Here is a 20,402-nt window from a genome sequence, read left to right as displayed (position 1 = left end):
CCGACGCGGCGGTCTTCGGCTCCGGGACAGAGCGGCCCGCGAAAATTTTGCGCCCCGGTGCGTCGCCCGATGCGAAGGATCCCCTAGTCCGGTTCGTTTTTTCGGGGGCGCGACGCCCGGCTATCAGGAGTAGCTTGTAGGGTAGATTTTCGTTTTTTCATGACCCCTCTCAAAGGAGCGAGAAGCATGAGTACTTCTCCCACCGGATCCGCTGCGCGCTCCAGCCGGCGCGTTAAGGTCCTCGCATTCTCGGGCGCCCTCGGCGGCTTCCTTTTCGGTTTCGATTCCTCCGTGGTCAACGGCGCGGTCGATTCGATCCAAGGAACCTTCCATCTGTCCTCGGCCATGACGGGTTTCGCCGTGGCCAGCGCGTTGCTCGGTTGCGCCATTGGCGCGTGGATCGCGGGTCCGATCTCCAATAAGTGGGGGCGCACCAAGGCCATGGTCTTGGGCTCGGTGTTCTTCCTCGCCAGCTCGCTCGGCGCGGGCCTGGCTTTCAACGAATGGGACCTGACCGCTTGGCGCGTGATCGGTGGTCTCGGAATCGGCATCGCCTCGGTGACCGCCCCGGCGTACATCGCGGAGATTTCCCCGAAGGACAGCCGCGGCCGTTTGGGCTCGATGCAGCAGCTGGCCATCACGATCGGTATCTTCGTGGCCCTGCTCTCGGACGCCGTGATCGCCAACAGCGCCGGAGGCGCCGTGAATCAGCTCTGGTTCGGCATCGAGGCGTGGCGCTGGATGTTCATCGTCGGCGTCATCCCGGCCGTGGTGTACGGCATCGTCTCGTGGGGGCTCCCGGAATCGCCGCGTTCGCTGGTGCTCCAGGGCAAAGTCGAGGATGCGCACCGCGTCCTTGAAACCATCGTCGCCTCGGACAAGGTGGAGTCCGAGATGACCGAGATTACCGAGGCCATCGAGGCCGACCGGCAGGCCAACTCCGGATCGATCCGGGGCAAGGCGTTTGGCCTGCGTCCGATCGTGTGGGTCGGCATCATCATGGCGGTCCTTCAGCAGTTCGTGGGCATCAACGTGATCTTCTACTACTCGACCACGCTGTGGAGCTCGGTCGGCTTCGACGAGTCCAATTCGTTCATGATCTCGGTGATCACCTCGGTCACCAACGTTCTGGTCACGCTGATCGCGATCGGCCTGGTGGACAAGATCGGGCGTCGTCCCTTGTTGCTGGGCGGATCGATCGGCATGTTCGTGTCCCTCGCGATCATGGCCATCGCGTTCACGCAGTCCGTGACCGTCGACGGCAGCCCGTCCCTGCCGGGCGCGTGGGGCCCGATCGCCTTGGTCTTCGCGAATATCTTCGTGATCTCCTTCGGTGCCACCTGGGGACCGCTGCTGTGGCTCATGCTCGGCGAGGTGTTCCCGAATACGATCCGCGCCAAGGCCATGGGGCTCGCGACCGCCGCCAACTGGTTGGCGAACTTCGCGGTGAGCATGCTCTTCCCGGTTCTTGCCGGATTCTCGCTGGCGTTCTCCTACGGCCTGTTCGCGCTGTTCGCCCTGATCAGCCTGCCCTTCGCGTACTTCTTCATCCCGGAGACCAAGGGCGTTGCGCTCGAGGAGACGGACACCCTGACCGTGCCGCGTCGACAGAAGGCCCGGATGCCGAAGTTGTAATTCCACGGGTCCCGTTGGGGACCGTCGTCGAAAGAGGGGAGCCCATGGACACCGCAGACCGTTCGTCGTGGGGCGTCGGCGCGTACGACGTCGCCGCGTACCTCAGCGCCGTGGGCCTCCCTGCCGAATTCGGCGAGGCCGCACCCGACCTGGAAACGCTCAAGGCGTTGCACACCGCGCACGTCCGGAGCCTGCCGTTCAGCAACGTGCAGGTCCTGCTGGGGGACCATCCTGGGGTTACGCCCGAGGTGGTCTTCGCGCAACTCGTGGAACGGCGCCGCGGGGGATACTGCTTCGAGCACGCGCAGCTGTTCGCCGGGATCCTGGAACGCCTCGGATTGTCGGTCACGCGCCACCTCGGCCGCGTGGGAGGCCCGGAGAATACCCGCACCCACCTGACCGTCCGCGTGAGCCTTGCCGGACGCGATTACCTCTGTGATCCCGGGTTCGGGTTTAGCCTGTGTGAGCCGATGCCGTGGGAGGACGGCGCCGAGCACGTCGAGAACGACCGTGTGTTATCCCTGGCCCGGACCGGGCAGGGTGCCTCGACGGCGTGGGAGTTCCGCCGCGACGGGGAGGTGCAGCACGTCATCGACGAGCTACCGGTGGTTCCGGCGGATGTGTCCGCCGGCCACGCGGTCACCTCGATGACCACCCTGGGCCCGTTCACGCGGCACCTGATGGTCATGCGGCACACCGATAACGGCCACGTGACCGTGACCGAGGCTGGACGCACGGTCCGCGAGCGGGGGCAGGAGACCCGCCAGGAGCGATTGTCGCCCGCGGAGGTCGTGGCCGCAGTTGAAGACGCCGGGGTGCGGATCGACTGCCGGGAGCGCGAACGGCTCATCGCGGTGGTCGAGACGATGCAGACCGAATTGCCCGACGACTAACCCCGGGCCATCGCCCGGCCGGCGGCGGATCTTCGGGGGCCTGCCGGGGTGATGGGCCGAGGGCCGCAGCCAGTTCGCGGCCCAGCACGACCGCATCGTCTTCTCTAGCCGTTCACGGACACGACGGTGCGCCCGCGGACTTCTCCCGCCAGGATGGCGTCCGCACGGGCGGGGACGTCGTCCAGGGTGATCTCGTCGGTCATCTGGTCCAGCAGGTCGGTGCTGAGGTCATCGGCGAGCCGCTTCCACGCCTGTTCGCGCACCGCGCGAGGTGCGGTCACGGAATTGATGCCCACGAGGGTGACGCCGCGAAGGATGAACGGCATGACCGTCGCCGGTAGATCCGGGCCCTGCGCGAGTCCGCACGTGGTCACGACGCCCTCGTCCTGGGTCTGGGAGAGAATGTTCGCCAGGGTCGTGGACCCCGCCGTGTCGAGGCCCGCGGCCCACCGGCGCTTCTGCAAGGCCGGTCCCTTTTCGGACAGCTCGCTGCGGTCGATGATGTCGGTTGCGCCAAGTTTGCGCAGGTAGTCGCCCTGGCTTTCGACGCGGCCGGTCGCGGCAGTGACCGAGTACCCGAGCTTGGCCAGAACGGCGATCGCCGTGGACCCGACGCCGCCGGCCGCACCGGTGACGACGACGGGGCCGTCGTCGGGCGTGAGGCCTTCCCGCTCGAGGGCGAGGATCGACAGCATCGCGGTGAATCCGGCGGTGCCGATCGCGGCTGCCCGACGGGCGTCAAAGCCTTCCGGCAACGCGACCAGGTATTCGCCCGAGACGCGCGCCCGGGTTGCGAGACCGCCGTGGGCCGATTCGCCGGCACCGCCACCGGTCAGCACGACCGTCTGGCCCGAGCTGAACCGATCATCCTTCGACGCGGTGACCTTGCCGACGAGGTCGATTCCTGGGATCAAGGGCGAGGTCCGTGCGACGCCGGGCTTGCCGGCCACCGCCAAGCCATCCTTGTAGTTGATGCCGGAGTACATGACGTCGATATCAACGGGCGCGTCACCGCCCGACCCCTCGAGAAAACTTTCTGGAATATCTTGGATTTCGGCGCTGTGGTCCCGGATCCGGCCCTTCTCGACGGTCTGTTCGATGACAATTCCGCGGAAGCTCATGGGCAACCTCCTTGCTGTTCCACCAAATGGCTACCTGCACATTGGTGTGCATGCGTCACGCGTTCGATGCTCGGTCCACACAGACACGGTCGCGCTATGTGCGGCATCACGTAACTGACCACAGTGTCCTGCGGCGGGCGTCGACGGAGCAAGTACGGCCGTGAGCGGGGAGCGATCTCGCCGCGGACGAACCCTTCGGCATGGTGACGGCGGACACTTTTGTCGCCCGGAATGACGCGCCGCTCTCCTTGCTGATGGGAGCTTGTGGGCCGGGAAGGGCACACGGTGCGCCGCGCTTCGCACAGCGTCTTAAAGTCCAGGACCCCGTGACCGGGATGTCGGCAGGCGGAGGCCTTGGACGCCTAGAGGCTCATGACGTATGTCAGCGGCACCGCGACGATGAGCACGACCGCCGCGAGCCACGCGAGGATGCGACCCGGGCCTATGCCGCGCGGACCGTCGTCGATCTCGGCGTCGCGCAGCTCAGGCGGGATGCCGTCGGGGTAGATCTCCTCGCGGGGGTGGTAACCCTCGATGGCGAAATCTTCCTCATCCGAGGGCGGCTCCTCCACAGGGAATTCCGTGGTCGGGAATTCGTGTTCGAAGAGGTCCCGGGCATGCACATCCGAGAGGTCGTGTTCGGACGGATGATGCTCTTCCGGATGGCGTGGGGATGGGCTCACGTGATCCTCCTGGGTGGGTGGAAATCCAGGATACCGAGATCTTGCCCGGCGGGATATGGCGCCGAGGAATGAGGCCGGCGCTTTCGCCTACCGCGACTTCTTCGCGCTCCGAGTGGGGCAGAAACGCATGGATCCAGGGAGCACCATCTAGCCTGAGAGGGGACACTTTTCTAGAGAAAGCCGATTCTTCGCATGAGCAACCTTGGGCCCTTTGTATGGTCGATCGCTGATCAACTCCGTGGCGTGTACAAGCCGCATCAGTACGGCAGCATCGTCCTGCCGTTCACGATCTTGCGCCGTCTTGATGCGCTGATGGCCTCAAACAGGGATCAGATGCGGGCCCTGGCGAAGAAACATACCGGGGGCGTTCTGGACGCCCAGATGCGCAGGGCCACGGGCTTGGCGTTTTATAACACCAGCCAATACGACTTCGACCGGTTGCTCGAGGACCCGGACCAGCTCCGCGAGAACCTCATCGAGTACGTCACCAGCTTCTCGTCGAACATCGATGTCTTCGAACAGTTCGGCTTCGAACAGGTCATCAACATCCTGGACGAGAACAACCGTCTCTACCTGGTCGTGGAGAGGTTCGCCGGGGTGAACCTGCACCCGGAGGCCATTACCAACGCGGAGATGGGCGACCTCTACGAACACCTGATCTACAAATTCGCCGAAGCCTCGAATGAGGAAGCTGGCGAGCACTACACGCCTCGCGATGCGATTCGTTTGATGGTCGACGTTCTCTTTGCCGAGGAACAGGAATCGCTGACCGGTGAGGGCGTGGTCCGCACGGTCTATGACCCCACCGCAGGTACAGGCGGCATGTTGTCGGTGGCCGAAGAGCGGTTGCACGAGCGCAACCCCAGCGCGCGGTTGACTTTGTACGGCCAGGAAATCAACGGACAGTCGTACGCGATTTGTAAGTCGGACATGATTTCCAAGGGCCAGGAGATCGGCAATATCGGCAAGGGCGACACCCTGATCAATGATCGGTTCTACGGTCGGACCTTCGACTTCTGCCTTTCGAATCCGCCGTACGGGGTCGACTGGAAGGCCGCCGAGGATTTCGTGAAGGAAGAGCATCGCGCCGGAGGTTTAGGCCGATTCAACGCAGGATTACCGCCGGTCAGCGACGGGCAGATGCTGTTCTTGCAGCACCTTGTGGCAAAGATGCGGCCGGCTCATGAAGGTGGTGGCCGGGCCGGCATCGTCCTGAATGGATCGCCTCTGTTCACCGGTGCCGCCGAGTCGGGGCCGTCCAAGATTCGGCAATGGCTGCTCGAAGAGGATCTCGTGGACGCGATCATCGCGTTGCCCACCGACATGTTCTTCAACACCGGTATCGCCACTTACGTGTGGATCCTCGACAACGACAAACAGCCCGAGCGACGCGGGACCGTCCAGCTGATTGATGCCAGTGGCATGTGGACCAAAATGCGTAAGGGCATGGGGTCCAAGCGCCGTGAGATTTCCGTTGCTCAACGCGATGAGATCGTGGGGATCTACGACGCTCACGAGGAAGGTGAGCATTCCAAGATCTTGCCCACCAGCGAGTTCGGGTACTGGACCATTACCGTTGAGCGGCCGTTGCTCGACGAGAACGGCGAGGTGGTCCGCGATCGGAAGGGCAACCCGAAGCCGGACAGCAAGAAGCGCGACACCGAGAACGTGCCGTTCACCTACGGCGGCAACACCGAGGGTGCTGACGGCAGGGACGCGACGATCAAGGCGTACTTCGACGCCGAGGTGGCACCGCATGTGCCCGACGCCTGGATCGATCCCAAGAAGATCAAGGTCGGCTACGAGATCCCGTTCACGCGGATCTTCTACAAGTACGTGCCGCCGCGTCCCCTCGAGGAGATCGATAAGGAACTAGAGGCTAAGGTCGCCAAGATCCTGACGCTGTTGAAGGCGGTGGAGGCGTGAGTACGGTTAGGGAAGCCCCAGAGTGGGTTGGTTCCCTTCCGCAGCATTGGAGACTCGTTCCGGTTGGGGCGCTCTTCGATGAGCGTAAGGAATCCGTGAGCGATAGCGCTTTTCCAGCACTTTCGGTAACTAAGCAGGGAGTAGTGCCCCAGCTGGGCGATGTCGCCAAATCCCAAAATGGAGAAGCCCGGAAGCTGGTGCGTGCGGGTGATTTTGTGATCAATTCCCGCTCAGACCGTAAGGGCTCCTCGGGAATATCCGAGCTGGATGGCAGTGTCTCTGTTGTTTACACCGTCCTCCGCCCGCGGGAGGGCCTCGATCTCAATTTCACCCACCACCTACTTAGAAGCTCAGCTTTCCAAGAAGAGTTCTACCGGTGGGGAAGCGGCATAGTTGCGGACCTGTGGTCCACAAGATATTCAGCTATGAAGAGAATCGCGTTGCCCATACCACCCCTCGACGAGCAGCGAGCTATTGCTGACTATCTGGGCCGCGAGACGCAGAAGATCGACGAGTTGATCACCGAGCAGCGCAGCCTCATCGAAACGCTGCGGGAACGTCGAGATTCTCTGTCGCACCAATTTTTTGGGGCTAAGAGCGAAATCACGGCTCCTCTTAAGCAGCTAGTTGATGAGATTACGGTCGGCATCGTAGTCACTCCGGCCAAATGGTATGAGTACGGTGGAGGGGGAGTTCCAGCTCTGCGCGGTGCAAACGTGAAGCGCGGATATATTGACCCCACGAGCTTGGTTCACTTGAGTCGAGAAGGTGACCAGCTGCACCGTAAGTCAAGACTGAAATCGGGCGATGTCGTTGTTGTTAGAACTGGTCAGGCCGGCGCAGCCGCCGTTGTTCCTAATACCCTCGAGGGCTTCAATGCAATCGACTTGTTGATTATTAGAGCGAAACCCTCGCTTTGTTCTGACTTCTTGGAAGCGTTTCTAAACTCCCACGCGGCGGCCGCCCAAATTACGGACGGTTCGGTAGGTGCTATCCAGAGTCACTTCAATGTCTCAGCGCTCAGAAGGTTGCGTATCCCTGACATCGGGACGGAACGCCAACTGCAACTAGTTGATCGTTGGAAGTCAGCGTCCTCCCGCATAGACGAGCTCATCTCCGAATCCGAGGACCTCATCGCCCTCTCCCAGGAACGTCGCGCGGCGCTCATCACCGCAGCAGTCACCGGTCAGATCGATGTAAGGACGGCATCATGAGTGGTCAGCACAAGGAGATCGAGTTCGAGCGTGAGCTTGCTGAGTACTTGGCGGCGCACGGGTGGCTCTACTCCGAGAACGACGACCTCTACGATGTCGACCGCGTGCTCGTGCCGGAGGACGTGTTCGGCTGGCTACAAGAGACCCAAAAGGAGACGTTCGAGAAGTTCATCAAGCCCGGCTCCCCGGACGAACCCAAACGTCGTCGGATGCTGCTGGACCGGCTGACCGCTAGCCTGGACAAGCCCATGACGGACCGCGAGGGGGCCCTGCGAACCTTGCGCAAGGGTTTCAACGTCGCCGGTCTGGGTGCCGGTTCCGCCAAGTTCGACATGATGCAGGCCAAGCCCGAGACCTCACTGAACCCGTCGACGCTGGCACGGTATGAGGCGAATCGGCTACGGGTCATGCGCCAAGTCCACTACGGCGACGGCAATAACTCCATCGATCTGGTGTTCTTCCTGAATGGTGTCCCCGTCGCGACCGCCGAGGTCAAAACCGAGAACACCCAAACGGTCGAAAACGCCAAACAGCAGTACCGGGACAGGGTGCTTCAACCCAAGGGCAAGAAGCCCTTCGCGTTGCTGGGCAACGGAACCCGCGCCTTGGTGCACTTCGCCGTCTCCGAGGACGAGGTCTGGATGACCACCAAACTCGACGGAGCCAAGACGCGGTTCCTGCCGTTCAACCGCGGAACCGAGGACGGGGGAGCGGGTAACCCGCTGAATCCGAACGGGCAGAAGACTGCGTACTTCTGGGAGCAGGTTCTCCAGCGTGATGCGTGGTTGGCGATCCTTTCGCGGTATATCTGGATTTCCGAGTCTCGGACCCGTGACAACACGGGCCGCCAAAAGCGTTCGTACACGCTGATCTTCCCCCGCTTCCATCAATGGGACGTGGTGGAGAAGCTCGAGCGAGCGGTGACCTCCCCGGATCCTGATCGACGTTTTCTTATCCAGCACTCGGCAGGGTCGGGTAAGACGAATTCGATTGCCTGGCTTGCACACCGCCTGGCACGGATTCAGGTCGATAATCAGAAGGTCTTCGATACGGTCATCGTTGTCACCGACCGCAATGTCCTCGACGCACAGTTGCAAGAGGCCATCCGCCAGATCGACACCGATAATCAGTCGATTGTGGCGACTATTGATGACAAAGCCATCCGGGAATACGCCGGGCTCCGAGAGGAGAACACGGCCTCCAAATCCGGGGCCCTCGGGCATGCCATCGAGTCGGGAAAACTCATCGTCGTCGTCACGATTCAAACGTTCCCCTTCATCCTGGACAAGCTCCAGAACGCCTCGGACCTGAAGGCGAAGAAGTTCGCTGTCATCGCCGACGAAGCCCACTCGTCGCAGTCGGGCAGTACCGCGGCGAGCCTGAAGAAAGTGCTGACCGCCGAACAGCGGGAGGAACTGGCCGAGACCGGCGAGGTCGAGGTCGATGCCGAGCAAATGATGATCAACAAGATGCTCAGCCATGAGATGGCGGCCCGCGCCTCGCATGAAGGGACGTCATTCTTCGCCTTCACCGCGACTCCGAAGAAAAAGACTCTTGAGCTATTCGGTCACCGTGACAGCGACGAGGGGGAGCCCAGGCCGTTCCACCTGTATTCAATGAAGCAGGCGATCGAGGAAGAGTTCATTCTCGATGTGTTGCGCGGATATCGGACCTACAAGATGTATTTCGACCTCGGGGAGAAGATCGCCGGATCACTGGATATCGAGGTCGACGAGACCGAGGCGCGGAAAAAGGTGATGCAATGGGTGCGGGTCAACCCCATCACGATCGCGCAGAAGGCCGCGATCATCGTCGAGCACTTCCGAGCCAACGTCGCCCATCTGCTTGATGGCTCGGCTAAGGCGATGGTCGTCTCGCCCAACCGTCTCGGTGCCGTGCGGTATAAGCGCGAAATCGACCGGTACATCAAAACCATGGGCCTGGACTACGGGACCCTTGTGGCATTCTCCGGCACGGTCGAAGACGCCGAGACCAGCACAGAGCTCGGCCTGGAGACCCTGACCGAAACAACCATGAACGATGCGGGCGCGCGTGATTTGCGTCAGGAATTCAAATCCCAGCAATACCGGGTGATGATCGTTGCGAACAAATTCCAGACCGGCTTCGATCAGCCGTTGCTGTGTGCCATGTACGTCGATAAAAAGCTCTCGGGTATCACGGCGGTTCAGACGTTATCCCGCTTGAATCGAACGCACACGACGGCCAAGGGGACGAAGAAGACCGCCGCGATGACCCAGGTCGTGGATTTCGTCAACGACCCCGCAGAAATCCAGGCATCCTTCGAACCCTATTTCAACGACGCCAGGATCGACGAGACCACGGACCCGAATCTGATCTGGGATATCGTTTCCAAGCTCGATAGCGCCGATATCTACGAAAATGATGAAATCGACGACGTCGCAACGGCGTTTTTGACCGAAGGCACCGGGTCAGGCACCAAGGTCAATGCCAAGATCGCGGCCGGCCTGGGGCCGGCCAAGAAGCGCTTCAGGGACAGGTGGAAGCACGCGCAGTTGACCGATGACCGCATCGAGGTCAACGAGCTTGAGTTGTTCCGTAAGAACACGACCTCGTTCCTGAACTTCTACGACTTCATGACTCAGGTCGTTGATTACGAGGATACGGACCTGGCGAAGAAGGCGGTCTATATACGGCTCCTCGCACCCCATCTGAGAGATACCGAAGTATCGGAAAATATTGATCTCTCCGATGTCGAGCTGACTCGACTGCAGCTCGTCGAAGAACAACCGGTTGATATCGACATTTCCGGCGGCGGCATCGTGACCGGCACGACGGCCGTCGCGACCGGCGAGGCACGGGACTCGAAGAGGGTTGCCCTTCTCGAGGTAGTGCGTGAATTGTCGAACATGTTGGGTGAATCCGAGGAGACCACCGAGGGTGCTTTGGCGACGATCATCGCCAAGCTCGGTGAAGACGAGACTTTGGTGCGGCAGGCGCATTCGAACAGTCAGAGCCAGTTTGAAGAGAGCCCAGACCTCCAAGCCGGCACCGATGAGGCCGTACTTGGCGCCGGAGAAGTCCTGAGCAGGGTCGGTGAAATCATCTTCGCTGGCGATCTCCATGCAGAGCGTGCGCGTCAGTTGATCGGACGGGCGTTCTACCGGTCGCAGGTCGGAGCAGGTTCACGGTGACGCTCAGAGTAGGGGCTTTCCGCCGCTAATTTTCACGACGTTGGTTCTCGGCCACCTGGTTGAGAATTTGCGGCGTGACGTCCTGCTTCGTGACCCTTACGATCGTTTCGTTCTGGCGGTGTATGGGGAAGAAAATGACCCGACGCCCCCCGTCGATGCGAAGGTCGGACAGTGAAACTCTTGCGATCCACGTCCATCGAAAGTACGCGTCGCGTTCGCATTGGACGATCCGCTTCATGGCGTTGCCCTTTCTGAGTCGCTCCGGGGAGGGGTTACTGGCCTTGGTGGGCTACGCATGGGGCTTCTCTTGGGCGGTGGGTAGTTGGGCACCACCACGTGGTTGTGCCCCATTTTTGGGGTGCAATAAGTGTTGTGGGTGTGGAATACAGAGACACAGCTTTCAAGCACGGGTTAACCGAGCGCGAGATTGCCTACGTGTTCTCTCATGCGATTGAGCGGCTCTCTTTTATTGATCGTCATGGAGACCGGGCCTTCAAGTTCATCGGCCCGGTTCATGCCCAGACGGATCGTTGGGCAGAGGTTTTTATCTAGTTCTCTGAGGGTAACTACGTGGTCTTCCACGCAATGGAAACCGGTGGTCGTGCGCACTAAGACGTTTGTCCTGCTGGGACGCGGAAAGAGAGAGGCAAGATCGTGACTCGCTATCAGAAGCGGTACTGGGATCAGTTGGCCCAAGACGCCGAGACTGGGGCGATGGCCCAGGATACGAATACTCCGGCCCTGCATGACGCTGATGCGGCCGAAGCTGGGAAATCTATCCTGCGCGAGGTCTACGGGACCGATGGCTTGGATTCAATCAGTGACGCTGACCTACGTCGTGGACGACCCGCCCTCAGTGCCCAAAGGGGGCGGGGTGCGGGGGAGTCTCCGATGCTACGTGTGCGTGTGCCCGCCTAGGTTAACGAAGCGATCAATGGGCTGTCTGCGGCGCAAGGAAAAACTAAGTCGGAGCTGATCCGAGGTTGGATCGAAGAGGGTTTGCGCCGGGCGGGATGATGACCTGCATTGTCGTTGTGTGCCTGAAAGCGCTCATGGTCTTAGATTTGATTGGATCGCTCGCCAAGTGAGTTCGAGGTGCCCTGAGGGCGGGAAGGGTTTCTGCCCTTATTGGCGAAACTTCATCGACCAATAGAAGGTGGCCGACAGCGCTATCACCGCGGTAAATCCCAGAAGAATAAGCATTGCCGCTCCTCTGGCAACTAGTGTCAGACCAAGAGCGAGCAAGAAGGCTACCCCAGCGGATGCCGTCGTCACAACGGCTATGCGGCGCTGACTCATGAGTAATTCGCTCCTTGTGAACAGAAGGTTGCCATCCCTACAGCTCCCGGACGCGACGCATCCAACGGTAGTTTCGGTGACCCGGTTGGCAGGGATTTCTGCGACGGGGCTTGGTAGTTACCTGAAAGTCATTTATTTTCTAGGGCTAATTATTGACCTTTACGGGGAGTTGTTCTATCCTCCTGCCAGGATAGTGTACTCTCCAGTACACTATTCATTCGTATAGGTAGATCACTCGAAAGGTCCGACATGGACATCCAGGGCATCATCAACAGCGGAATCGCAATCATCCAGCAGATTCTGCAGATCCTCCACAACCTCGGAATCCTCTAAGGCACTTCTTGAGAAATGGGGCCAGGTGTGGGCCTGATACTTTCAGGCACACACCTGGCCTTTGACGTGTCGGCGAAGAGATCCCCTAGGCAGCTTCAGGTTGAGGACGCCTGCTGGGAGTCGTCGGGCCAGCGCGAGGGGCCTATGTCTGCCTCATGAACTTAATGGTTGGCAAACGTCGTCAGATGGTGGATAAAGCCCTCCCTGCGGCGTGGTCGCTTGGCGACGAGGGCAGCCCCTGGTTCTTCAGTTTCTCCACTAAATCTTGCACGTCGTGTTGCTGGGCTTCGCCACCCTTGAGATAGACCAAGCTTTCGACCAGAAGTGCGGTGCTCTGCGAGATCTCTTCACGGGCATGGTCCAATGATGGGTTTTCGGGGCGGAGTTCGGGGTGCGTCGACCACAGCTCCTGGTACCCCTTTTGCGCGATTTTGCTGGCTTCTATTTGATCGACCACGACTTGACGAACAAGCTCGGGATCGGCCCCGAGTTCCTCCGCCTTCTTGACGGCGGCCTCGATGACGACCTTTTCGCGATCAGGATCAGAAATCGGAAGATGGTGGATCTCTTTATAGGCCGCCACTTCACGGGCCGCCAAGAGCCGCTTGCTCACCGCCTGGAGGGCTTGCCTCAGCGACCGGTCGTTCTCGGACTCGGCACACATACAAGCGGCCGAACCGTTAGTCGAAGCGGCACGTGCTGGGGTGCCTCCTGCGGGGGATGACATCACCAACGCGGTGACCACGCCACCCACGATCAGCCACCGTCCAGAACGGGCAAAACCTTTCCACGCCAAGGTCCCTCTCCTTTCAAAGCGAGGAATGCGATCAACCGACTCGGTGCGTGGCGCCTCCCCGCAGAAGGTCCGGGGAAATCGCCTCCGCGGAATCAAAAGATTACTGACGCCCGAAAGTATGTCAATGCTGGTCAGCGAAGCAATGGCGTTCTCGTGGGTGAAGATGGCTGGAGAGCCATCCAAGGGACTCTGCATCTCGCCTCGATTCCGGGCCGAAACCCAAGGCCGAAACCCTGCTCGCGGTGATCGCCAAGGATCCCTTCGCGACCCCGCCGCGCTACGAGAAACTCCTTCCGTGGCATGGCCTCGAAATATTAGCGTTTCAGCCAGTCACAGAGGGATTTTCGAATATACTCACGTCGTCAACCACCTCGCACACACCCCGGAGCCACCATGCCCTCAGCGCTTCCTGCCCAGAATCACCCCCGTCGAAACCGCGTGAAGAACGTCCGCGGTGGCGCCCTGATGCTCGCCGTGCTCGGCCTCGTCGGCGCGAGCCTGGGGGTGGGGAACATCCAGGCGGCCTCGGCCACTCAGCCGGCGCCCGTCGACGTCGTGAATACCGCCTCCACGAGCGGGAAGGACGCCGCCGCTGTGCTTGACACCCTGGAGGTCAAGGGCCGTGCGCCCAAGACCGACTACTCGCGCAAGCAGTTCGGCAAGGCCTGGACCGACACCGACCACAACGGCTGCGACACCCGCAACGATGTCCTGGGCCGGGATTTCACCAACATCACCTTCAAGGCGGGGACCCACGACTGCAAGGTCACGAAGGGCGATCTGACCGACCCCTATACGGGCAAGGAGATCCACTTTAAGTCCGGCAAGAAGACGTCCCAGGCCGTTCAGATCGACCACGTGGTCTCCTTGTCCGACGCGTGGCAGACCGGGGCGCAACAGCTCAGCAAGAAGACCCGCACCGAGGTCGCCAACGATCCCCTGAACCTCCTGGCCGTGGACGGCCCCACCAATTCCAAGAAGTCCGACGGGGACGCGGCGACGTGGCTGCCCTCCAACAAGTCATTCCGTTGTGATTACGTCGCCCGCCAGATCGCGGTCAAGAGCACGTATCACCTCTGGGTCACCGAGGCCGAGAAGTCGGCCATGAGCGGCGTCCTGAAGTCCTGCCCGGGCGAGCAGCTCCCGGACGGAAACGACCGACCCGAGGTGAACGGCTCGCCGGTGAAGCAGACCGAGTCGCCCGCGCCGACGCCGGCACCCGCCACGACGCCGGCCCCCGCTCCGGCCCCGACGCAGGAAGCCGTTCCGACCCAGGCACCGGCCCAGGAACCGGCCCCGGCGGCACCGGTTCAGCCGGAGCCGGTCCAGCAGGCGCCGGTCCAGGAAGCGCCGGTCCAACAGGTCCCCGCTCAGGAGGGCGTCGTCTACGCCAATTGTTCCGAGGCGCGGGCTGCCGGGGCCGCACCGTTGCTCATGGGACAGCCCGGTTATTCCGCGAAGCTGGACCGCGACGGCGACGGGGTCGCCTGCGAAGCGAAGAAGTGATGCCGACGGGGCGTCGTCATTCAGTGACGACGCCCCGTTTTTGTTCGGGGTGAACATTCCCCGCTGAACCATTCGTGGGTCAAGCAGGTCGCGGCCTCGCGAAACGGACGGTATTCGAACCACTTAAGGAGCCAGTTACCCATGCCCATGCACACCCTGATTTCCGTCGGTGGGGCGATGATCGTGATGGTCGTCGTCACCACCATCGCTTCGTGGTTCGGTCGTCGCAAGAATAAGCAGGCCGACCGTTCAAACGCCCCGCAACCTTACGGGTTCAGTGCCGGAAACGGCGGGCCGCAGGCTTATCCTGGGTCGCCCGAATATATGGCGGCCGGGCGTACTAACGGCAATCAGCCTGTTCCGGTGAAGAGGCAGCGGATGCTGCGGATCATTCCGATCATCGGCTGGGCTTTTGCGGTCGTGGGCGGCATCCTGGTCGTCGTTGCCCTCTTGAGCTTGTTGACGTCAGACCCGTCCCTTCTGGGCATGGGGATCTTCGGTTTCATCTGCCTGCTCTTCGGAATCATGTTCATTGCGTGGTACCGGAATTTCTACATGGAATTCGACGACATGGAGGTTCGCTGGCGCAGTCTCTGGGGTCGGGAACGTCGCATGGCGTATCACGAGATTGATGTGTTCAAGCTGGGGCAGTCGGGAAACGGCATCACCCTGACGGCCAAGAGCATTCGGGGCGACAAACTGGCGATGAGCGCCACCATTTACGATTTCACGCGCCTGATGCGCCAGGTGAAATACCGTCTCGATTACGGGAACTGGGCCATGCGTCCGCTCCTCGAAGGCGAGGTTGGCCCCGAGAATTTCGTGGAACAGTTCAATGGGGTGTCCGTCTCCGGGTTGGCGCGCTCCGTCGAGAGAAATCAGGTGCAGGCCAATGACTAATCGGCCAGAACCGAGCCAACAATCTGCCGCCGAGGAAGCGCCTCATTCGTCCACTGCCGAGGAGAAGTTCTTCGGCGGTATCCCGTGGGCGCATCCGTCGGTCAGGTGGAGGCCGATCGTTCGTGGCCGTCCTCCTGCCCGAACTCGCCTTCCAGCCGGCCCCTCGACCCGGGTTGGATGAGCCGGGCCAGGCTCACTAAACCATCCTGCGACCAGGTGCGACGTCGCACCATGAGGCAGGGTTCCGCGACGTCGATGCCCAGCAGCTCGCATTCGTGCTCGTCGCCGAGCACCGCCTCGACCACGTGCCGCCCGCGGGTCAGGGGAGCCACCTGGGTGAGGTAGTCGTTGGGCGTGACCACGGTGAAGTCCTGGTCCAGGTAGTCCGGGGCGGCCGAGGGCGCCACGTAACGGTCCTCGAGCTGAAGCGGAACGCCGTTGTCGTAGTGGACGATCAACGAATGGTAGACGGTTCCGGTCAGGCCGTCCGACTCGAGCCACTCGGCATCCCCCTCGACCGTCTCGGCCCGCTGGAAAAGCACCTCGGTGCGGTGCGCGTGGCCGCGTTCGTGGATTTCGTCGGCGATATTGCGGATTTCCACGAGCGACGTGGGCGTCTTGAGATCGGCGATGAACGTGCCGACGCCCCTCACCCGCGTGAGCACCCCGTGCGAGCTGAGCTCGCGATAGGCCCGGTTGATCGTCATCCGGGACAGCCCGAGGGCCTCGACGAGTTCGTTTTCGGAAGGAATCTGTTCTCCGGCAGACCAGGTCCCGGCGGTCACGCCGTCCTGGATGACCCGCATGATCCTGCGGTACGCGGGGTCGCTGTGGACACCGAGGTCCTCGTAGGTATCCGTGAACTGTTGGATATCCACAGGGCTCCTTTCTCCTTGACAAGCGGTTGTATATACAGGACTATACGACATAGGCCACTTTGTGATCTACGTTTCCCTCGAAGAGACCGCGGGAGACCCACGACTTGACGAAATGTGTCTCCCAGGCGAGGAAGCCCGGGGACGCCGCTCATTCCGCTCAACTAAGGAGAGTCATCCGATGCACGACGTTTCATCACCCAACCACCAGCCCCGTCCCGTCTCGGCACCTCGCGGCCCCGAGCTCACGACCCTCGGGTGGCAGCAGGAGGGCGCGTTGCGCATGCTCATGAACAACCTCGATCCCGAGGTCGCCGAGCACCCCGATTCCCTCGTGGTCTACGGCGGCACCGGTCGGGCGGCCCGTAGTTGGGAAGCCTACGACGCCATCGTGCGCACCCTCAAGACCCTCAAGTCCGACGAGACCATGCTCGTGCAGTCCGGCAAGCCGGTCGGCGTCTTCCGCACCAACGAGTGGGCCCCGCGCGTCCTGATCGCCAACTCCAACCTCGTGGGTGACTGGGCCAACTGGGACGACTTCCGCAAGCTCGAGGAAGAAGGCCTGATGATGTACGGCCAGATGACCGCTGGCTCGTGGATCTACATCGGCACCCAGGGCATCCTCCAGGGCACCTTCGAGACCTTCGGCGCCGTGGCCAGCAAGCGCTTCGGCGGCACCCTCGCCGGAACCATCACCCTGACGGCCGGCCTCGGCGGTATGGGTGGGGCCCAACCGCTCGCCGTGACCATGAACGAGGGCGTCGCGATCTGCGTCGACTGCGACGAGTCGCGCATCGACCGCCGCATCAAGCACCGTTACCTCGACGTCAAGGCCAAGGACCTCGATCACGCGCTCGAGCTGGCCATCGAGGCCCGCGACGCCAAGAAGCCGCTGTCCATCGGTCTCGAGGGCAATGCGGCCGTCGTCTTCCCTGAATTGCTTCAGCGCGAGGCCCCGATCGACATCGTGACCGACCAGACCTCGGCCCACGATCCGCTCGCCTACCTGCCGATCGAGATCCCCTTCGCCGACATGCAGCAGGAGGCCGAGCGCGACCCCCAGCTGTTCACCAAGAAGTCCCGCGAGGCCATGGCCGCTCAGGTGCAGGCGATGGTCGAATTCCAGGACCGCGGCGCCGAGGTCTTCGACTACGGCAACTCGATCCGCGACGAGGCCCGCAAGGCCGGGTACGACCGCGCCTTCGAGTTCCCCGGATTCGTCCCCGCCTACATCCGGCCCCTCTTCGAGGAAGGGCTCGGGCCGTTCCGCTGGGCCGCGCTCTCGGGCGACCCCAAGGATATTGAGGCGACCGACCGCGCCCTGCTGGAGCTGTTCCCCGAGAACGATCACCTGCGCCGGTGGATCACCATGGCCGAGGACAAGGTCGCTTACGAAGGCCTGCCGGCCCGCATCTGCTGGCTCGGATACGGCGAGCGTCACCGCGCCGGAATGAAGTTCAACGAGATGGTCGCCAACGGCGAGCTCTCGGCCCCGATCGCGATCGGCCGCGACCACCTGGACTCGGGTTCGGTGGCTTCGCCGTACCGCGAGACCGAATCCATGAAGGACGGCTCGGACGCCATCGCCGACTGGCCGCTGCTCAACGCCCTGGTCAACACCTCGTCGGGCGCCTCCTGGGTGTCGATCCACCACGGCGGCGGCGTCGGCATGGGACGCTCCATCCACGCCGGCCAGGTGTGCATCGCCGACGGTTCGGACCTGGCCGCCCAGAAGCTGGAGCGCGTGTTGACCAACGACCCCGGAATGGGCGTGATTCGCCACGTGGACGCCGGCTACGAGCACGCCGCCGATGTCGCTCGTGAGCGCGGCGTCCGCATCCCGATGACGGAAGGAGACGCATGAGTTCCACACGGCTGACCGGAATTTCCGAGCTGGTCACCAACGACCCCGAGCTGGGACGCGGACGCCTCGGCCTGATCGACGACGCCGCGGTCGTTCTCGACGGCGAGACCGTTGCCTGGGTCGGGCCGCGCGCGCAGGCTCCCGCGGCGGATTCCGCCCGGGACCTCGGCGGCCGTGCCCTCCTCCCGGGATTCGTGGAATCGCATTCTCACATGGTCTTTTCCGGCGACCGCTCGGAGGAATTCGCCGCCCGTATGGCCGGGCAGAAGTACACCGCGGGTGGCATCCGTGGGACGGTCAAGCACACCCGCGAGGCCAGCGAGGATCAGCTGCGCGCCAACATGCGGCGCCTGATCGACGAGTCGCTGCGTTCCGGAACCACCACCGTGGAATGCAAGTCCGGCTACGGCCAATCGGTCGAGGCCGAACGACGCAGCCTGGAGGTCGCCGGGTCGCTAGCGGATGAGGTCACGCTGCTCGCCGCGCACGTCGTGCCCCCGGAGTACGAGGGAGACACGGACGCCTACGTCCGCGTCGCCGTCGAGGAGATCATCCCCCAGTGCGCCGACAAGGCGAGCTGGATCGACGTCTTCTGCGAGCAGGGCGCCTTCGACGAGGAGCAGTCCCGGAAGGTGCTCCAGGCAGGCATCGACCACGGGCTCACCCCGCGCGTGCACGGAAACCAGCTCCACCAGGGTCCGGGCGTTCAACTTGCCGTCGAGCTCGGTGCGGCGTCGGTGGACCACGTCGTCCACATCAACGACGTCGACATCGAGGCGCTCGCCGGTAGCCAGACGGTCGCGACCCTGCTCCCCGGCGCCGACTTCTCGACCCGCAACGAATATCCGAGGGCCCGCGACCTCATCGACGCCGGAGCCACGGTGGCGCTCGGCGCGGACTGCAACCCGGGCACGAGCTACACCACGAGCCTGCCGTTCTGCATCGCGCTCGCGGTCAGGGACCTGCACATGACGGCCGACGAGGCCGTCTGGGCGGCCACGGCCGGTGGCGCGCGGGCCCTGCGGAGGGACGACGTCGGCGTGGTGCGTCCCGGTGCGCGGGCCGATGTGATCGCCCTGGACGCCCCCAACCACCTGCACCTCGCGTATCGGCCCGGGGTCCCGCTGGTGTCTCAGGTGTGGAAGAAGGGCAAGCTCTCGTATCAGGCCGCGGAGGTTATTCATGACTGAAACTACTGAAGGATCGGCTCTGGCCGTTGACCGCCCCGCCGAGGAATGGACCGGGCGAACCGACGGCCAGGCCCGGGAACATCGACGCTGGCACCAGGTCGTCTCGCCGTACACGGCTCAGGCCGAGGCGGAAGCCCCCGGCGGCGTCGTCTACCTGGGCTTTGCGAGCGACGAAGGCGTGGAGCGTAACAAGGGCCGTCGCGGGGCCGCCGCGGGCCCCCAAGCCCTGCGGGGCACCCTCGGCGGACTGGCACTGTCGGATCGCGACGCGGATATCCGCGCGTGGGACGCCGGAACCGTCGCGGTGACCGACGACCGGCTCGAAGCTGGCCAGGAACGCCTGGGCGAAGCCGTGCGCCGCGTCATCGATGCCGAGCGCCTGCCCCTCATCCTGGGCGGCGGTCACGAGATCGCCTTCGGGACCTACCAGGGCGTCGCCGCGTCCGCGCGACGACGCGGCAAGAAGCTCGGCGTCCTCAACCTGGACGCGCACTTCGACCTCCGCCCCGATCCCGTCCCCAGCTCGGGCACGCCGTTCCGGCAGATGCTCGAGGCCGAAGAGGCCGCCGGGACGGACTTCCAGTACGGGGTCCTGGGTATCAGCCAGCCGAGCAACACCCAGATCCTGTTCGACACCGCCGAGAAGTACGGCGTCCGTTATCTGCTGGACGAGGACTGCTCCGTCGCCGACCGCGACCAGGTGCGTGATTTCGTGACCGGAATGATCGACGACGTCGACCTGATCTACCTGACCATCGACCTCGACGGGCTGCCGGCCTCGACGGCCCCGGGCGTCAGCGCGCCGGCGGCCTACGGGGTTCCGCTGGAGAACGTCCAATTGGCCTGTGATCTCGTGGCCTCGAGCGGCAAGCTCGCGGTCTGCGACGTCGCGGAGCTCAACCCCACCTTTGACATCGATGGACGCACCGCGCGCACCGCCGCGCGACTGGTGCACCGCATCGCGACCGCGTCGCAGAACTAAAACGTTAGGAGT

14 protein-coding genes are annotated in these 20,402 nt (G+C 62.8%); 10 read left to right on the top strand and 4 right to left on the bottom strand.

The annotated features are described in order from the left end of the window. Positions 1–186 precede the first annotated feature (186 nt). Together CURSPS6_RS11415 and CURSPS6_RS11410 are read left to right on the top strand one after the other, a co-directional pair. On the top strand, positions 187–1,635 hold the full coding sequence (locus tag CURSPS6_RS11415) for a sugar porter family MFS transporter (RefSeq protein ID WP_030016335.1): 1,449 nt from the start codon (positions 187–189) through the stop codon (positions 1,633–1,635). A gap of 44 nt (positions 1,636–1,679) precedes the next feature. Next, positions 1,680–2,528 (top strand): arylamine N-acetyltransferase family protein, encoded by an 849-nt coding sequence (locus tag CURSPS6_RS11410; RefSeq protein WP_051687977.1) that lies wholly within the window; start codon positions 1,680–1,682, stop codon positions 2,526–2,528. 104 nt (positions 2,529–2,632) lie between these two features. Here CURSPS6_RS11410 and CURSPS6_RS11405 read toward each other — a convergent pair whose 3' ends face one another. Together CURSPS6_RS11405 and CURSPS6_RS11400 are read right to left on the bottom strand one after the other, a co-directional pair. Then, positions 2,633–3,649: an MDR family oxidoreductase gene (locus CURSPS6_RS11405; protein WP_030016331.1), complete on the bottom strand. Its 1,017-nt coding sequence runs from the start codon at positions 3,647–3,649 to the stop codon at positions 2,633–2,635. Between the two features lie 362 nt (positions 3,650–4,011). Beyond that, positions 4,012–4,332 (bottom strand): hypothetical protein, encoded by a 321-nt coding sequence (locus CURSPS6_RS11400; protein WP_030016329.1) that lies wholly within the window; start codon positions 4,330–4,332, stop codon positions 4,012–4,014. 192 nt (positions 4,333–4,524) lie between these two features. Here CURSPS6_RS11400 and CURSPS6_RS11395 point away from each other — a divergent pair, with 192 nt between their 5' ends. From CURSPS6_RS11395 to CURSPS6_RS11385, 3 genes are all read left to right on the top strand, one after another. Further along, positions 4,525–6,258: a type I restriction-modification system subunit M gene (locus CURSPS6_RS11395; protein WP_030016327.1), complete on the top strand. Its 1,734-nt coding sequence runs from the start codon at positions 4,525–4,527 to the stop codon at positions 6,256–6,258. A gap of 95 nt (positions 6,259–6,353) precedes the next feature. Beyond that, complete coding sequence (locus CURSPS6_RS11390; RefSeq protein ID WP_152978145.1) at positions 6,354–7,472, top strand: restriction endonuclease subunit S; 1,119 nt, start codon at positions 6,354–6,356, stop codon at positions 7,470–7,472. Beyond that, complete coding sequence (locus tag CURSPS6_RS11385; RefSeq protein ID WP_082470519.1) at positions 7,469–10,645, top strand: type I restriction endonuclease subunit R; 3,177 nt, start codon at positions 7,469–7,471, stop codon at positions 10,643–10,645. Before CURSPS6_RS11390 ends, CURSPS6_RS11385 begins: the two co-directional genes overlap by 4 nt. Positions 10,646–12,458: 1,813 nt before the next feature. Here CURSPS6_RS11385 and aroQ read toward each other — a convergent pair. Beyond that, the gene (aroQ, locus tag CURSPS6_RS12425; RefSeq protein WP_082470518.1) at positions 12,459–13,268 is read right to left on the bottom strand and encodes a gamma subclass chorismate mutase AroQ; all 810 of its coding nucleotides are present in this window, start codon (positions 13,266–13,268) and stop codon (positions 12,459–12,461) included. Positions 13,269–13,511: 243 nt separating this feature from the next. Here aroQ and CURSPS6_RS11370 point away from each other — a divergent pair, with 243 nt between their 5' ends. Both CURSPS6_RS11370 and CURSPS6_RS11365 read left to right on the top strand, forming a co-directional pair. Then, entirely contained in the window at positions 13,512–14,579 is a 1,068-nt protein-coding gene (locus CURSPS6_RS11370; RefSeq protein WP_235503768.1) for a GmrSD restriction endonuclease domain-containing protein, read from the top strand. A 141-nt stretch (positions 14,580–14,720) separates the two neighbouring features. Then, positions 14,721–15,479, top strand: a complete 759-nt coding sequence (locus CURSPS6_RS11365) for an EGFR-like transmembrane domain-containing protein (protein WP_030016319.1) — start codon at positions 14,721–14,723, stop codon at positions 15,477–15,479. 101 nt (positions 15,480–15,580) lie between these two features. On the opposite strand, the gene hutC is transcribed toward CURSPS6_RS11365, so the two are convergent. After that, entirely contained in the window at positions 15,581–16,357 is a 777-nt protein-coding gene (gene hutC, locus CURSPS6_RS11360; RefSeq protein ID WP_035811278.1) for a histidine utilization repressor, read from the bottom strand. Positions 16,358–16,535: 178 nt separating this feature from the next. On the opposite strand from hutC, the gene hutU reads away from it, so the two are divergent. The 3 genes from hutU to hutG are packed head-to-tail and all read left to right on the top strand — an operon-like array spanning position 16,536 to position 20,390. Then, positions 16,536–18,218, top strand: coding sequence for a urocanate hydratase (hutU, locus tag CURSPS6_RS11355; RefSeq protein ID WP_030016317.1), 1,683 nt, complete (start codon positions 16,536–16,538; stop codon positions 18,216–18,218). Then, positions 18,215–19,408, top strand: coding sequence for an imidazolonepropionase (gene hutI / locus CURSPS6_RS11350; protein WP_030016315.1), 1,194 nt, complete (start codon positions 18,215–18,217; stop codon positions 19,406–19,408). Before hutU ends, hutI begins: the two co-directional genes overlap by 4 nt. Further along, positions 19,401–20,390, top strand: a complete 990-nt coding sequence (gene hutG / locus CURSPS6_RS11345) for a formimidoylglutamase (protein WP_051687974.1) — start codon at positions 19,401–19,403, stop codon at positions 20,388–20,390. Before hutI ends, hutG begins: the two co-directional genes overlap by 8 nt. Positions 20,391–20,402: the final 12 nt, after the last annotated feature.

Origin of the sequence: Curtobacterium sp. S6, from assembly GCF_000710345.2 — a bacterium.
Classification (GTDB): Bacteria; Actinomycetota; Actinomycetes; order Actinomycetales; family Micrococcaceae; genus Rothia.
This window is presented reverse-complemented; position numbering and strand designations above follow the sequence as displayed.

What these genes read in the sequence shown, in the direction of transcription:
- CURSPS6_RS11405 (WP_030016331.1), bottom strand. Translation starts at nt 3,649, where the DNA reads ATGAGCTTCCGCGGAATTGTCATCGAACAGACCGTCGAGAAGGGCCGG.
- hutG (WP_051687974.1), top strand. Translation starts at nt 19,401, where the DNA reads ATGACTGAAACTACTGAAGGATCGGCTCTGGCCGTTGACCGCCCCGCC.
- CURSPS6_RS11365 (WP_030016319.1), top strand. Translation starts at nt 14,721, where the DNA reads ATGCCCATGCACACCCTGATTTCCGTCGGTGGGGCGATGATCGTGATG.
- hutU (WP_030016317.1), top strand. Translation starts at nt 16,536, where the DNA reads ATGCACGACGTTTCATCACCCAACCACCAGCCCCGTCCCGTCTCGGCA.
- CURSPS6_RS11395 (WP_030016327.1), top strand. Translation starts at nt 4,525, where the DNA reads ATGAGCAACCTTGGGCCCTTTGTATGGTCGATCGCTGATCAACTCCGT.
- CURSPS6_RS11385 (WP_082470519.1), top strand. Translation starts at nt 7,469, where the DNA reads ATGAGTGGTCAGCACAAGGAGATCGAGTTCGAGCGTGAGCTTGCTGAG.
- CURSPS6_RS11410 (WP_051687977.1), top strand. Translation starts at nt 1,680, where the DNA reads ATGGACACCGCAGACCGTTCGTCGTGGGGCGTCGGCGCGTACGACGTC.
- aroQ (WP_082470518.1), bottom strand. Translation starts at nt 13,268, where the DNA reads ATGCAGAGTCCCTTGGATGGCTCTCCAGCCATCTTCACCCACGAGAAC.
- CURSPS6_RS11415 (WP_030016335.1), top strand. Translation starts at nt 187, where the DNA reads ATGAGTACTTCTCCCACCGGATCCGCTGCGCGCTCCAGCCGGCGCGTT.
- hutI (WP_030016315.1), top strand. Translation starts at nt 18,215, where the DNA reads ATGAGTTCCACACGGCTGACCGGAATTTCCGAGCTGGTCACCAACGAC.